Source organism: Leptothoe sp. EHU-05/26/07-4 (assembly GCF_043421015.1).
GTDB classification, from domain to species: domain Bacteria; phylum Cyanobacteriota; class Cyanobacteriia; order Phormidesmidales; family Phormidesmidaceae; genus Leptothoe; species Leptothoe turfae.
The window spans coordinates 362,757-377,561 of sequence record NZ_JAXSQV010000006.1 but is presented as its reverse complement, the minus strand read 5'-3'; the positions used below and the strand labels follow the sequence as shown (position 1 = coordinate 377,561).

14 protein-coding genes, 1 other RNA gene and 3 pseudogenes are annotated in these 14,805 nt (G+C 47.5%); 10 read left to right on the top strand and 8 right to left on the bottom strand.

Annotated features, from left to right (window positions below):
• Positions 1–87: 87 nt before the first annotated feature.
• From U2F10_RS23745 to U2F10_RS23720, 6 genes and pseudogenes are all read left to right on the top strand, one after another.
• A pseudogene (locus U2F10_RS23745) lies at positions 88–510 on the top strand (magnesium chelatase subunit ChlI family protein); the annotation flags it as partial.
• A 166-nt stretch (positions 511–676) separates the two neighbouring features.
• Positions 677–1,048, top strand: a complete 372-nt coding sequence (locus U2F10_RS23740) for a roadblock/LC7 domain-containing protein (protein WP_006516674.1) — start codon at positions 677–679, stop codon at positions 1,046–1,048.
• A gap of 120 nt (positions 1,049–1,168) precedes the next feature.
• Complete coding sequence (locus U2F10_RS23735; protein ID WP_163671248.1) at positions 1,169–2,011, top strand: DUF4388 domain-containing protein; 843 nt, start codon at positions 1,169–1,171, stop codon at positions 2,009–2,011.
• A gap of 34 nt (positions 2,012–2,045) precedes the next feature.
• Positions 2,046–2,142, top strand: an RNA gene (gene ffs / locus U2F10_RS23730) — signal recognition particle sRNA small type.
• A gap of 153 nt (positions 2,143–2,295) precedes the next feature.
• On the top strand, positions 2,296–2,664 hold the full coding sequence (locus U2F10_RS23725) for a phasin family protein (protein WP_499873416.1): 369 nt from the start codon (positions 2,296–2,298) through the stop codon (positions 2,662–2,664).
• A 198-nt stretch (positions 2,665–2,862) separates the two neighbouring features.
• Positions 2,863–3,318: a hypothetical protein gene (locus tag U2F10_RS23720; RefSeq protein WP_163671246.1), complete on the top strand. Its 456-nt coding sequence runs from the start codon at positions 2,863–2,865 to the stop codon at positions 3,316–3,318.
• 46 nt (positions 3,319–3,364) lie between these two features.
• Here the strand turns inward: U2F10_RS23720 and thiD are convergent, their stop codons facing one another.
• The 4 genes from thiD to U2F10_RS23700 all read right to left on the bottom strand — a co-directional run bounded on the left by thiD (position 3,365) and on the right by U2F10_RS23700 (position 7,458).
• Entirely contained in the window at positions 3,365–4,165 is an 801-nt protein-coding gene (thiD, locus tag U2F10_RS23715) for a bifunctional hydroxymethylpyrimidine kinase/phosphomethylpyrimidine kinase (RefSeq protein WP_163699278.1), read from the bottom strand.
• Positions 4,166–4,178: 13 nt separating this feature from the next.
• Complete coding sequence (gene ftsZ, locus U2F10_RS23710; RefSeq protein ID WP_431732100.1) at positions 4,179–5,357, bottom strand: cell division protein FtsZ; 1,179 nt, start codon at positions 5,355–5,357, stop codon at positions 4,179–4,181.
• A gap of 523 nt (positions 5,358–5,880) precedes the next feature.
• Positions 5,881–6,720 (bottom strand): cell division protein FtsQ/DivIB, encoded by an 840-nt coding sequence (locus tag U2F10_RS23705; RefSeq protein WP_163671243.1) that lies wholly within the window; start codon positions 6,718–6,720, stop codon positions 5,881–5,883.
• 306 nt (positions 6,721–7,026) lie between these two features.
• Complete coding sequence (locus U2F10_RS23700; RefSeq protein WP_163699274.1) at positions 7,027–7,458, bottom strand: hypothetical protein; 432 nt, start codon at positions 7,456–7,458, stop codon at positions 7,027–7,029.
• A 163-nt stretch (positions 7,459–7,621) separates the two neighbouring features.
• Between U2F10_RS23700 and psaK the strand changes: the two genes are divergently transcribed.
• Complete coding sequence (gene psaK / locus U2F10_RS23695) at positions 7,622–7,885, top strand: photosystem I reaction center subunit PsaK (protein WP_006516666.1); 264 nt, start codon at positions 7,622–7,624, stop codon at positions 7,883–7,885.
• Between the two features lie 275 nt (positions 7,886–8,160).
• On the opposite strand, the gene U2F10_RS23690 is transcribed toward psaK, so the two are convergent.
• Positions 8,161–8,466, bottom strand: a complete 306-nt coding sequence (locus U2F10_RS23690) for a thioredoxin family protein (protein WP_163671241.1) — start codon at positions 8,464–8,466, stop codon at positions 8,161–8,163.
• Between the two features lie 81 nt (positions 8,467–8,547).
• Complete coding sequence (locus U2F10_RS23685) at positions 8,548–10,911, bottom strand: ATP-dependent helicase (RefSeq protein ID WP_499873415.1); 2,364 nt, start codon at positions 10,909–10,911, stop codon at positions 8,548–8,550.
• A gap of 178 nt (positions 10,912–11,089) precedes the next feature.
• Here U2F10_RS23685 and U2F10_RS23680 point away from each other — a divergent pair, with 178 nt between their 5' ends.
• Positions 11,090–11,257 (top strand): hypothetical protein, encoded by a 168-nt coding sequence (locus U2F10_RS23680; protein ID WP_163671239.1) that lies wholly within the window; start codon positions 11,090–11,092, stop codon positions 11,255–11,257.
• A 4-nt stretch (positions 11,258–11,261) separates the two neighbouring features.
• Positions 11,262–11,531 (top strand): hypothetical protein, encoded by a 270-nt coding sequence (locus tag U2F10_RS23675; RefSeq protein ID WP_006516662.1) that lies wholly within the window; start codon positions 11,262–11,264, stop codon positions 11,529–11,531.
• 107 nt (positions 11,532–11,638) lie between these two features.
• On the opposite strand, the pseudogene U2F10_RS23670 reads toward U2F10_RS23675, so the two are convergent.
• Positions 11,639–12,235, bottom strand: a pseudogene (locus U2F10_RS23670) (cytochrome d ubiquinol oxidase subunit II).
• 387 nt (positions 12,236–12,622) lie between these two features.
• A pseudogene (locus tag U2F10_RS23665) lies at positions 12,623–12,827 on the bottom strand (cytochrome ubiquinol oxidase subunit I); the annotation flags it as partial.
• A gap of 219 nt (positions 12,828–13,046) precedes the next feature.
• Here U2F10_RS23665 and U2F10_RS23660 point away from each other — a divergent pair.
• Entirely contained in the window at positions 13,047–13,943 is an 897-nt protein-coding gene (locus U2F10_RS23660; RefSeq protein ID WP_163671237.1) for an alpha/beta fold hydrolase, read from the top strand.
• Positions 13,944–14,805 lie beyond the last annotated feature (862 nt).

Sequence of the window (14,805 nt, the reverse complement as noted above, 5' to 3'; positions counted from 1 at the left end):
GTATCGCCCAGTAATGCTGCCAGTAGTGAATCTGAGCAGCATTACTAAGCTAAGCATTTACCAGTTTCACCTGCTGCTCAAATACAAAGTTGTGAACAGTACTGGGCTAAATTGTCAGGTCCCTTAATGGATCGGATTGATTTGCAAGTAGTGGTGAGTCGGTTAAAGCCTGAAGAAATCACCGGATATCAGTCGGGCGAACCGTCAGAGCCAGTGCGTCAGCGTGTGGAGTTGGCTCGATGGCGATCGCAATCTAGGTTTTCGAGTGAACCTAAGCTACAGTGCAATGCCGATTTAGAAAGTCGGCATCTGCGTCAATGGTGTCAACTGGACGATTCATCACGCACCTTATTGGAAACCGCAGTGCGTAAGCTGGGGTTGTCAGCCCGTGCCACTGACCGGATCTTAAAAGTTGCTCGCACAATTGCCGATCTTGCTGCTGTTGACAGTTTAGAGTCTACCCATATAGCTGAAGCGATTCAGTACCGTACGATAGATCGCATGCAGTAATAAGCTCATCGGAACTTATGCGGAACTTATTTAGAAGATGTGCCGACAGGTGCTACTAGTTAAGTTCGAGAAAATATTCATTTATGAAATGGCTCTCAAGTGCTGTTACTGAGGACGCTATATCATAGTTGTTCGTAGATACGTTGGGTGATTCACGAAGTAAATTATGGCCATCAATGCGGCTAAACTCCAAGCGGCTCTCTATAATTTTGTCAGCGGCACAAATGATATTGAAGGGGTAGCCTTAGTCACGCCGGATGGTTTACCCTTGGTGGCTGTGCTACCAAGCCACATGGATGAAGAGCGAGTATCAGCGATGTCGGCAGCCCTTGTCTCCTTAGGGGAGAGGATAGGTAGTGAGCTATTGCGGGGCAAAGTCAGTCAGATTGCGATTGATGGAGAAGCCGGTTACTGCATTTTGAGTAACTGTGGAGAAGAAGCTGTTTTTTTGGTGCTAGCTACCCGCATGGTTAAGAAAGGCATCTTGAACCTTGAGGTAAAGCGAGCTGTGGGTGAACTTCAAGCGCTATTGGTGTAGTCCCCCTGATTTGTACGATGGTCAGGAGGCTGCAATTAAAGCAATTCTCCAGAACAATTCTGGTTGATATATGCTGTTCAATAGCGCAACGCTAATGCCGTATCGTCGCTATCGTACAGCATGTCTGTCAACGGTTATCTCTCAGATATTTCACTGCCAGAGGTTTTCCAGCTTTTGCAAGATGGCAAAAAGACGGGACTGCTTTCTATTCAGGGACTAACGACTCCTGGTCAAGCACAACCTAAGTTCTATTTCATATGGCTTCATCGTGGTCGTATTGTCACGGTGACAAATCGGTTGGATTGTCGCTGTCTCGCTACTTTAATTAACCATCGTCGTTACCTCAGCACCACGATGATAGAGCGGTTGATTCGTCGTTGCCCTGTGGATGAACCTTTGGGAAGATTTTTACGTGCTCAAGGAGTCTTAAGCCCCAAGCAATTACAAATCTTGTTCGCGGCTCAAGTCATTCGTCAGATTTGTGATTTATTCCAAGTGCCAGATGGTTATTTTACATTTGACCCGGATGCGCCCCTGCCTAAGGTGGAAATGACTGGCCTCAGTGTCGTTGCTACTGAGGTGGTTTTGCCAGGACTGCGTATTTTGAAAGATTGGACAGCCTTTAAAGACAAACTACCCCACCCGCAGTCGGCCTTAGTCAGTCTGATACGCGGTCAGCCTAATGTACGTATTAATCAAGCGGAGTGGAGTGTCTGGCGGCTGATGGATGAAAAAAAATCCCTTAGTCAAATTGCTCAGGGCTTGATGCTGCCCATTGAAGAAGTTCAGCGTATTGCATTTCGTTTAATCTTTATTGGGCTGGCTGAGGAAGTACCCATGATGCTTTCAGAGGCAGCTGATACGCCTGACTCAATTTTTACAGATGAATCTGGAGAGCCGCTCAGTCCTAAATTTTTCCGCAATCTAATCGAGTTTTTACGCCAGGTACCAAAGTCCTCTTAGATAGGTGTGGGAAAACGGTGCTATGCTAGTAAGTGACTCGGATCTATGCGATCGCAACGCCCAAATCTTGTCAGGACCGGAAGGTAGCAGCAATACGGGATGCTTGAGATAGGCGTAGTCTCCGGGTCTCCTCTGTTTTTATGGTGTATCTGCTCCATTCAGGTACGGCTATCCGACGGTTGAGCACGCTACACACTGTCGAGATCCGCTGTTAAAACTGAAGATATGAAAGTGATGGGGCTTTTTCACTTATTCACCAAATATTGTTAGAGGAGTATGGGGTCGTGGCAGACTTTGGCCAGTTGGTGCAAAAAGCATTCTATTTAGGTGTAGGCTTAGCGTCTTATGCATCTGAAAAAGCAGGTGATGGGTTTAGTGATCTACGACTACAGGCCCAAAAGCTAGTCGATGAGTTGGTGGCTCGTGGTGAAATTACGGCTGATGAAGCTCAGAAAATAGTCAACGATATGGTTGACCGTGCCCAGAGCTCAGCTGCTGCGACTGAATCTACCCAACCTGCTGATAGCGCACCCCGTAAAATTGAAATTATTGAAGACGATGAACCTGACGATCGAGCAGCAACTGATGCTCTACGTAAAGAAATTGAAGAGCTTCAGACTGAGTTGCAACGTCTGAAAGACGACGACGATTGAGTTTAATATTGAGGGTTTTAATTTTTAGTTTTGGGTTAACAGCTGTTAACTCTGTTTACCCATAAGCATGACTCAGGGGTGATGTATTGGGTGGTCATCAACTAAGAATTCAACACTCAAAAATCAGGATTTCTTCTATTTCTCACCTTTCTGAGAGTTTATTCTTTTACCTATGGCTCTTCTTGACTTTCCATCGTTATGGACGACTGGCTAAAACAACTACAACAAGATCTGCAAGAGGCTGTTCACAGTACTTTAGAGCAGACTGAACAATTCTTGGATGTACTAGCAGAGCAGGCTGTAAATGTTGTGAGCCCAGTATTGGATGCCGCAGATGAACTGGCTGATGAGCTAGCGGAGCAGGTGGTGGAAAATATCTCACCGCCTATATCCCAGGCTCTTGATGATTTAGAAACTCAGCTGGATCCCGTAGTCGGTTCCATGGTGAGCTGGTGTGAGCAGACCATGGCTCCAATCCATCAAACCCTCACACCCTGGCTACAGAACCATCCCAAGTGTGCAGGTTGCTCTTATTATCATGGTGAGAGTTATGGTGGGCAGATGCTGGTTTGTGCGCTCCATCCCCATGGACCAGAAGATTATGATGAATGTCCCGATTGGGAGAGTGTGTGGCCGAAACCAGACGGGGATTGAGAAAACGCATGTAGGGGTGTTGCATGCAACACCCCTACATACATCCCTACGTCAATAATGGATAAAAATGTCCAACCGGTCCCTGGCCTGTGCCGATCCGGAGCGAGTAGTTTAATGCCTGTGTGACATACTCTTTAGCGCGTTTAGCAGCCTCAAATGGCGTATGACCCAGGGCGAGATTGGCAGTAATGGCTGCGGAAAGGGTGCAGCCAGTGCCATGGGTGTCGGCGGTGTCGATGCAGCTGGTGGTTAGCTTGGTTAGGGTCGTGCCGTCATACCAAACATCAATGCCGCGCAGTTCGTTATCAAAACCACCACCTTTAACGATAACGGCTTTGGCACCCAAACCATGAATAGCCTGGGCTGCGGTTTTCATATGTTCTAGGGTCTTAATAGATTGACCGCTGAGGATTTCAGCTTCGTAGCGATTGGGGGTGAGAACCGTGGCGAGAGGAATCAGCTTTTTTAGAGCTGCGATCGCATTATCATCTATTAGCTGTGCCCCTGTGCGCGATACCATGACCGGATCAATCACGCAGTCCACATCGACCAACCCCTTGAGATAATCAGTCACCGCCTCAATGATCGGTTGATTGAGCAACATGCCCGTTTTCAGAGCCTGAACCCCCATATCAGTAAACACTGCCTCAATCTGAGCAATGATAGCCTCTGGGGCTAGGGCATCAACCCGCGATACGCCTTGGGTATTCTGAGCTGTAATGCATGTAAGCGCACTGGTTCCATGAACAGCATGGAATGAAAAGGTACGCAGATCTGCCTGAATTCCAGCCCCCCCACCGCTATCTGAGCCAGCGATGGTTAAAGCAACTGGTGGAATATAAGCCATAAAAAACCGCTACCTATCGCGACTGTCGCCGCCGCTGCAGGAAATCTGGAATATCCAGATCGGGGGCAATACTGGGGCGATTGCTTGGGATACTTGATGGTAAATCAGCTGGTTTAGAACCGATTGAAGATGGCCGTTGTAGCGGAGCAATCCTTGATGGAGACGTGGCAACGGCAGCCGTACCACCAAATTCACTATTACTATTGAAACCAGTGGCAATCACTGTAATGCGGACTTCACCCTGCATCCGCTCATCAATTACGGCACCAAAGATGATGTTTGCGTTAGGATCAACCGCCTCGTAAATAATTTCTGCTGCGGCATTCACCTCATGTAGGGTCATGTCGTTGCCACCCGTGATATTAAGGACAGCCCCCGTCGCGCCATCAATGGAGGTTTCTAGCAACGGTGATGAAATTGCCGCAATGGCTGCTTCACGGGCACGGGATTTACCAGAGCCCACACCAATACCCATCAAGGCAGAGCCTGCATCGGCCATAACGGCACGTACATCAGCAAAATCAACGTTCACCAAACCAGAAATGGTGATGATGTCAGAAATGCCCTGTACACCTTGGCGCAAAATATCATCAGCGAAACGAAAGGCCTCTTGTACCGGGGTTTGCTCTGAAATAACTGACAGTAGCTTGTCATTAGGAATAATGATCAGGGTATCTACGCATTCCTGTAGCGCCATGATCCCTTCTTCTGACTGGGTTGTGCGACGACGACCTTCAAAGGTAAAAGGACGAGTAACAACACCAATGGTGAGTGCGCCTGCTTCTTTAGCAGCTTCTGCGACCACGGGAGCTGCGCCGGTGCCAGTGCCCCCACCCATACCGGCAGTGATGAAAACCAGGTCCGCACCTTCGATTGCGGTGGAAATTTCATCCCTTGATTCTTCAGCTGCTTTTTGGCCAATGGCTGGATTGCCGCCTGCGCCCAATCCACGGGTCAGCTTTTGACCCAGCTGTAATGGATTAGCGCTATTCGCTTTAGTCAATGCTTGAGCGTCGGTGTTCAATGCCCAAAACTCAATACCCGATACGCCGGTATCGATCATTCGGTTAACGGCATTGCACCCGCCACCACCTACACCAACAACCTTAATCCTCGCCATACTCCCAGGCACAATATCATTCCCCATAGCTGCATTACTCAACGCAGGTTCATTACGATGATTATTATTCATATCAGACATATTGAGGCCCAGACCCGAATTTCCGTGAGAGTTGTGTGAGGATGATTTAGACATAGGGCAAAGGTATACGAGATATCAGTGAGCTATTGACCCAATCAGTCACAGAACACACGCGACTGCCGCAAAAGTAAGAACTAACTATATAGCAATTACAAACCAAGCAGGGCAGGTCTCCGCCAATAGAAGATTGAGGTAATTCATCAATCTAGGCAGAGAAAGCTTGAAATATGCTTTCTCAAAGCTTCACAGAGATTTTAAAGATTAATTTCGAACACTATGGGGGCATATTCTAGTCAACTATACGGGAACTTGCTTAAAAAACCAACTCAACTTACTGATTACTTCAAGAATTTAAATGGGTAAGAACTGGCTTCTAAAAAGCGCAAACTAACCATATGGATTGAAAACAAAAGATAGTCGTTATAAGGGGCCGATAAATATCAGTATCTATAACCGAAGACTACTACGTAGTAATGTATTGAGCGATCTCAAGCGACATTATTTTTAGGCTGTTTTAAGGGGCTTGAGTCTTTGTTGCCTGGAGTATTTCTAAGGTGGGATTGTCGGGATTACGCAGGTCAATGAAGGCGATTTCTTCGATATTCATTTTGGCGTTCAAATTTCGCATTCGATCGAGGGCAGTCAGTTGTTTAGAAAAATTCTGCCCATAGGGACCCATGTGCACAATACCAAGGTCTGTATGCAGAATTAAATTGGCTGGATCACGCCAATCAAGAAGAGAGACGGATACCGGATTTTTTTGTAACATTTGGTAGATGTCCGACCAGTGTTTTTGATACGCCGGACGCATGCCCTGAACCTGTAGCTTGGGTTCTTGAGACCCTAGTTGAGTAAAGCTGTTGTAGGGCATCCAATAGCCGTTGGCATCTAAGAGCCCCATCTGAGAAAAACTCTGGGGATCATCGTCTAGAGACTTAATGGCAACGTCCACATTTGGAAGAGCGATCGCAACCGGTGTTCGTTCCCGAATGCGGATATTTAAACCGGGGGGTAACAGCCGCCGCCTAACGATGGCGTCCTCGATAGGTCCCTTATCGGTCAAGGCATGTTCTAAATCTAGGGGACGTACCTTTAAAAGGGATTTAGGATAGTCAATATCTATTAGTTCATAAACCTCTTCATCGGGCAGCAGTTGATTACCACTGAGGTTGATCTGCTCAGTGGAGTGAATATGCCAACGATTGGATGTAGCTAAACTCAAACAGCCTAAAGTTAACCCAACCATGGCCGTTTGCCGCCATAGCTGTTGCCAAAAAAGTCTTTGACGCCGCTGTTTGAGGTCTTGCCGACGGCTGGCCAAGGTTGCTTGAGAGTATTCAGGAATGTCTGGCATGGGAGGTGTAATGAGTGACTGTTGGTGGTGCCAGTGGGGAAAAGGAGAAGCGGCGTTTCGACGGGAGCTTGCCAAACGAAGCGTTAGAGCGAGGTGGCTAATGACTGATGTTATCCAGTAATGAGGTTAATTTAGGTCTCCTGGGATAGCTGGAGAATATATTTAAGCATTCAGCTTTGCAAATAGTGCAGATATTCTGACACTTCTTGGAAAAAAAGTAGTGCCCGGGATGATCTGTTTATTAGGACGAGGCTATGGGTGAAGGGGGCGGTTTTGAATTTTAAGGTTTGAATTCAGTGCCGATCGCTATGCTGCATTTTCCGTTGCCTGTAATGTTTGTGCTAAGAAACCATGCCACTGTTTAGCCAGTTCCACATCTGTAAATGGAATCTGTGGTGTTTTACCGTCTTGTAGATTGAGCTGGATGACGGCCTCACTTTTTTTAGCTGTACCTTTGACTGTTTGAGTAAATGCGTCGTCACCCTGGATCAGCAGATCGATGGTGCGAATCTGAGCAAATTGGATGGTTTGCAGATCGATGACGCCTTGACGAGTGGGTAAGCCCCACGTCAGTGTACGCTCTACTTGCCCTAGAGCGGCATAGATATCGTACTTAGCACGTTCAAACTGAGTAGCCCATTGCTTATAGGTTTCGACTTTTTTGTACTCGTTCCAGCCTGCCCAGGTAATCCAAAAAAAGAAGATCAGCAAGGGAAGCCAGAGTAAACCGTGAATCATGGGGCGTGCACATAGGTATTTATGCTTCCATTGTAAAGTCTTGCAACGAGGCGGTCGTTGATCTTTCGCATTGATGAAAGATGATGACAAGGTTTGTACTTAGTTTGCGCTAAGTCGGCCTCAAGACTTCAAAACCATACTATTTCTGAGAGGAGACGGTAACTTGCTTTACTTACCTTCTTTATTGGCAGTGACTCCCGCCACTGTTGCTTGGAGCCCCAAAGTGGGTCTCGTCATGATCATTTGTAACGTACTTGCGATCGCACTCGGTAACTACGGTATCAAGCATAAGAACGTTGGCCTTGGTCTACCTTCCTCCGAATTTTTCGGTGGCATGGGCCATGGTGCAATGTTGGCTTGTACTAGCCTAGGTCACGTGATCGGTATTGGTGCCATCATCGGTTTGGCCACTATCGGTGTGCTCTAAATCCGTTAGAGATCATCATCCATCAGGCTATCTAGCCCTATCGGCTAGATAGCCTGACTAGATAGGCTCAAATAACATTTCACTTTAAGAACATCTCAATCAAAAGCTGGGGAATAAAATCGCCAGCTTTTTTTTGTGTGGGATGTGGGACGTAGGGAGTGCGTTGCCCTAGGGAGTGGGATGGAGGCTAAAACACACATCCCATATCAGTGAAAATACGTATTCTCCATTTTCCATTTCCTAATCCCCACTTCTGACTCCCCACGCCCCACCTTTTAATTAATAACTGCCTGGAGACGTTTACGAAATTCTCCTTTGGGATGCCCACCTTTGACCTCACCTAAAATTTTGAATTCCCCTTCAGGCTCTTCGCAAATGATGTAAGTGGGCCAGCCCATATCTGATTTATCAGGGTATTGGGTCAGGAGCACCCGTCGGTATTTGCGGTATGTGGCTGTATCCTGCATTTTGATATCGATAAAGTCTAGGCCTAGCTCGCTGGCGACTTTGGCGTCGTAAAAGGACATTTTGTGACAGATGCCGCAGTCTTCGGAAGAGAATTTTAGAACAGATTTAGGCATAGTGAGGTTCTGGAGGCGAAAATGTTGGCAGGGGCAAAACGTTGTAGAGAGGTTGCATACAACCTCTCTACAACGTTAATTCTAAAATGACTCTGTTTGCCGCTCCCGCATAAACTTATCCAACGGTCGTAATACTGGACAAGGCTCTCCGTTCTGTAGGTTGTCTGGATTACTCCAGGTGAAAGGGGCTTGTTTCGCGGCACTCATCCATAGCAGACGTTTGGCGCGGGTCATGGCGACATAGAGGAGACGAAATTCCTCTGCTTTTTTGAGGTCGTTGGCACGGTGCCAAGCTGTTTGCATCTCAGGAATGGTTTGATTGTCGTGGACGTAGGTACGGATTTGGGCGCGGGCAACGTCGGGTAGGGAGACGCTGCCAAGAAACTCACCCTGGGGAGGTATCCAGGATTCGCCGGGGATTAGTTTTGCGTGGAGGAAGGGGAGAAACACAACATCCCAGTCTAGACCTTTAGCTTTGTGCATGGTAATGATCGTGAGCTGCCCAGCTCGAGTGTATTGAGCCTCCGTATCTTCGGCCTCAATGGCATCAAACCGTTCAGAACTGACGATTTCTTGGAGTGCGCCAATCATGGTGCTGAGGCTACTCTCTTCAGTAGTTTGCTGAGCGATACGGGCTGCCAGTTTGTCAGCGGTGGCGAGCTCGCTTTGGTTGTAGTTGAGGGTGGTGCCTAGAAAGGGGATCAAATGATAGGGGGGTAAGTCGAAGCGGGCGCGTAGCAGGCTAGTGCAGTAGCGACGGGCATTGAGCGCGGCCTCATGGGTGAGTGGTGGTTCAAGGGGACCAGGGTAGAGAAACTGTTCTGGATTGGTGGCGAGGGGGTTGAGATCTTGGGTGGGAATGCGTTGGCGATCTACAAGAACGCGCAGGGCTCCTTTGAGATAGTCAGGAGAATGGGGCCGTTCGATGAATAGGAGTAGGTGCAACATTTCGAGAGGGACTTGGGTGTTGCGATCGCGACTGCCCACATCATAAATTTTTAGCCCAGTTGTCTCAGCAAAATCAAAGCCTAAGCGTTCAGCATCTTCTAGAACTTCTCGAATAAATCGACCTTGACGATTTTCTCGCACCAACACTGCCAGCGTGGGTGGTGCTGGTAGTGCATTTGAAGAGGTGTTTTCTTTCTCTTCTTTCCAATTATCAATTAGTTCTTTTACCTTTTGCGCAATTTTCTGAACAGATACATTGATGTCGGCAGGTTTCATAAGCTCCACACCTTGACCCAAGGGTGCGGGGTTGGCATTGGGTTGTGGGTCATTGGGGGGCACGGGCAGGATAGCCTGTGCTCGGAATGGTGGCTCTTCCCTAGGGAATTGTTGGTTAACCCATTGCAATACGTAGTTAGCAGCATCCATGATTTTTGGGGTGCTGCGCCCGGCCTGGTCAATGGTGGCAAGGCGATCAGGTCGGTTGGCGTCACAAAATTGATTGAAGAAAACCGGATCGGCAGGGGTGAAGGTAGAGTTAATGGCCTGGTTGGGGTCGCCGACGCGGACGAGGTTGGGGGAGCCCCCCCTGTCCCCCAAATTTGGGGGATCTGGATAACCAATTGCTTCTGGGTCAACATCAGGATTGGCCGCCAATTTCGCCAATAACCTTGTCTGTAAAGGTGATGAATCTTGAGCTTCATCCTCAAATACAGCAAAGAATTGGCTTTGCCAACGACGGCTGATGTCTGGATCTTCTAATGCCTTCAGTGCAGCCAAAATCATATCGTCGTAGTCGATTAGACCTCGCTGACTGAGAAGGGTTTGGTATTGCCCGTAGAGTCCGGCAGCGATATCTAAGAGTTGATAAATGTTAGGTGGAGCTTGCTGACCAATACGATTCAGGTCGGCAGGCTGAAGGCCTGAACTTTTAGCTTCGTGGATAGCGGTGTAGGCCAGGGCTGGCAGTATCTCGGTGCGGAGTACTGATTGCCGTCGCAATCGTTCAGTTTCTTCCCCGTCAAAGCTTTGGCCTTCCACAAGCCGATGATAAAGGGCTGGTGCTTCATGAATCCAAGATTCTACAGCCGTGCGGATGAGACGGTTACTTTGGTTCGGTGAGACGAGGGTGGTGGTTTCGAGGTTGATGCCGGAGACTTCCGGGTTGTGGGTGGCGATGTTGAGAGCCAGCCCGTGCAATGTTTGGACAATAAAGCTGTTGTAGGGAAGTTTGAGGGCCTTGAGGTGATGGCGGACTTTGGCTTTGAGGTTGGCGGCAGCAGAGCGGGTGAAGGTGACGAGGACAAGTTGTTTGCGGGCGTGGAGTTGAAAATGGGAGATTGCGATCGCAGCACCAGCAGCCATACCCGTAGATTTACCAGAGCCTGGCACGGCTGAAACAGCAAGCGGTCCACCGCGCCAGTCAGCCAAGCGACGTTGGCCAGGGCGCAGACTATCGCGTAGTTTCTGTAGTTGTGCGTTGCGATCAAGGGCAGTCATCAGAGTGGTATGGAACTCTCAGCCATAGGTTACTGCACGCAGCCTGATCTAAGCTGAAATCTTGAGGTTTCCTATACCAAAAAACTACAGTTCTGGATGTGAACTAGATTATGTCGAAAATCCTGTAAAAAACGGTCTGCCTCCTACAATGATTTCTAGATGCTTTCAGGTACTGCCTATGATGAATCTTTCTGAACGTATGATTGCGATCCTGGGTAGTGTGATGTTTGGGATTGGTTTGCTGTTTACGGCGATTAGCCTGATTCCAAATCGTGAGGTGTCTGCTGTAGCAGCCCTGTTGATGGGTGGTGGTGTGGGTCTAATTACGATGGCATCCAAGGAGTAGGTATATGAATGGCAAGCAGTTAAAACATCGAGAGCCAACGATGCAGAAGCCGTCCATCCAGTCTAAATCTTCTGTCGGTAGACGATATGCCATTGGTAAAGGCATCGGTCTTTGTCTGATAGCGTTTGTGCTGATTTTTGCGGCGAGTGATAACTCTGGTCGGTTGATTGGCTCTGAAGACCCGTTAATAGATTCTCATCCAGGGCAGTTTGCGGCGTACTTCTTTGCCGGGTTTGCCGGCATTTGCGGATTAGACCTGATTCGGAGAAGTTAGACGTTATCTTTCAGTTCTTGCCTTGGGTGATATCCATCCGGTGGTTGAGGTGGTGAGCACCAACTGGTAAACAGATTATGCCCGTAAGGTAGAAGAATATTCTCTGTTTATGTTGCAATATTTTGGGGGATCAAAAATCCAATGAAGATGATCATAAAGACGAGAGAACTAGGAGATGCTGCTGCCTGACAAATAGTAATACTAGGCGGAATAATGTAGGGAAAAACAATCAACCCTAACCCTATAAACGTTAGGAGAAAGATCAAGATTGCCCAAAGAAAAGGCAACTTCTCTCGTTGTTGACTCAAACCTTGCAGCAACAAAACCACCAACAATACACCCAAAATTAGAATCATAGAAAAGACAACAACTTCGGGATAATGAAACAGTCGTTCACGGGCGTTTTGGTAAACAATTGGTGTGGCAATGGTAATTGCGATCGCATCCAACAAAGTCGTTCAAGCCGCAATCTTAGCCGTCGTATAGTGCGTTTGTTGCAGTTCTCCTTCAGTCTTCCAAATCAAATAGGTAGACCCAATCAACACATACTCTTAAATCAAGGTAAGCGCCACCAAAGCTGAACGCCAATCCAGCCAATCAAAAGTACCACCCACAAAATGACCCGCTGTATCCACGGAGATCCCTTTTTCTGTTGATGCAGTCAACGAGAGAATACCCATATCTAAATCAAAGCCATCGAGCATGACATAAAGTAGAAGAAAAAGCGCGAAAATAACAAATCAAACTTGCGGGAGAAAATGCAGAAGGGCATCCATTGAGAGTTTACAAAAGAGTATTTACAAAAACCCTTTCAAATACTGTCAAATAGCCCGAGCATCTCTTAGGCTTGACCTTTAACTCAAACAAGAGATGTATCAGCCCCCTCCAACTCTTAGCTTTCAAAGCTCTCTTAGTCATTCAAAGACAGTCTTGAACACAGAGTACCAAACAGTGAGACAAAGGGATAGCTAAAGAGAGTTAGAACTCAAGAAGAGTTGGAGAGATAGACATACATCAGACAGTCAGGCTTACTGCTGAGCCTCAACCGGTCGCTGATTCGGCACGAGTTCTGCTAGAGTTGTCTCCATGGCCACAGCCTCTGAAAACGGAGCCCAGTTCGTACCAAATTGAAACTCCATGGGTAGGCCCGACGCCACCCCAATACCGAAGTTGAGCACATATAGCTTGGACCAAAATCGAGCATGGTGGTAATACTCCTTATTCTTCGTCCGTAGCCAAAGGCCCTCCAGAACTACAAAATAAATGGTCATGCCTATTGTCAGCACTGGCCAGCATATGAAAAATAGCCGTCAGAGCAAATTGAGCGCGGGATAACACCACCGTATTTGAAAAAAATCCATACAGACTTGTTCAATGCGCGTACACTCAAGCGAACGAACCGACTAGAATCTGCGCTTATACTTCTTTATATGTCTTAACAATCAATCAATAATCCACCTAGCCTGATTTTAGCTCTAGGCAGAGACATTCAAAGCACGATCGCGCCACATCACCATGACACTTCCTACCACCCACTTTTGGACCTGGCAAAACTTTTCAATCCGTTATCAAACGGCTGGAACCCAAGGACCACCTCTACTCCTAATCCATGGCTTTGGAGCCCACAGTGATCATTGGCGCAAAAACCTACCTGACTTAGGACGCAGCCATCGCGTCTATGCCATTGACCTGATCGGCTATGGCCAGTCTGCTAAACCCACACCCGGTGCCCCCATCAACTACACGTTCGAAACCTGGGGGCAGCAAGTGATCGATTTTTGTCGGGAGATCATTGGTGAGCCTGGTTTTTTCGTAGGTAACTCCATTGGCTGTATCGTGGCTATGCAAGCCGCTACCATGGCTCCGTCCCAGGTTCTCGGTCTTGTTGTTCTTGATTGCTCCTTGCGATTACTGCACGATCGTAAACGTGCCACCCTTCCCTGGTATCGCAGTGCACCCACACCCCTCATCCAGGCCATTCTCAACTACAAACCCATTGGCAAGTTTTTCTTCTCTCGCTTAGCCAAGCCCAAAACACTCAAAAATATTCTGAGGCAGGCCTATGGTCGCAAAGAGGCCGTTACCAATGAACTCATTGAGCTACTGCTGACGCCCGCTCGCGATCCTGCAGCTGTGGATGTATTCGTAGCCTTTATCAGCTATTCCCAGGGGCCACTGCCTGAAGATTTGTTACCTCAGCTGTCCTGTCCTGTGCTGATGCTATGGGGTGAGGCTGATCCGTGGGAACCCATTCAACTAGGTCGGGAACTCAGCAAATATGAAGTCGTCGAACAATTCATGCCACTCGAAGGAGTGGGCCATTGTCCCCAAGATGAAGCACCCGAACTGGTGAATTCATTAATCACCGAATGGGTACAAAGAAAGGCGGCAACCAGCTTAATCAAATCCTGATATAGCTGAGTCGCCCTCCTTGCAACTTTGTAGGCGTGTACAGAGCCTCTCCGCTTTCACGGCTCAATAGATAAAAAAGTACCCTGGAAACACCAAGGTGTATCACAGGGTAGGGGCAACAGTTAAACGCTTGTGCTGTTATTAGAGTCGCTTAGACAATTCCCTAAACGCTGTATTTTTGTGTCGATTTCTAGAGTGTCCATAATGCCATCACAGCGATATTTCTAGCTGTGCTAGTCACGGAACTCTTATGGTGTATTTACCCGTTCATAACGCTTGCAAACTGGTCTTAGCTTGCAAGCATCGCGCAGTACCCCCATTAACCATCAGCGACTCCCCCTTAATCCCATAACGCATTCACCCTGCTCTCATTCTTAAATGTGATGCTGGCTCACCCATTACCTTTAAATAAAAAAGTACCCCGAGAGCGTAGAGCTCACGAGGTAGGGGCAACAGTTAAACGCTTGTGCTGTTATTAGAGTCGCCTAAAAAAAAGCCTACGCGGTTTGGCCTATGCCGATTCCTATAGTGTCCATAATTTATTTACAGCATGGGTTTCAGTCGTGTGAGCTATGATACTCTTATGGTGCATCTACCACCTATATTTGGCTCTTTGTTAAAGACTACGAACAATAACTATATAGTTATTGTTTAGTTGGGTCGAATTACGACCATCCCTTTGCTAGTTGTTCTTAAATAAAAAAATACCCCGAGAGCATGAAGCTCACGAGGTAGGGGCAACAGTTAAACGCTTGTGCTGTTATTAGCATCGCTCAAGAAAACTACTGAACGATTATTTTTGTGACGCTTTATAGAGCGTCCATTTCTACCGCTATTGGCGATACTGCTTCTATAGCTTATT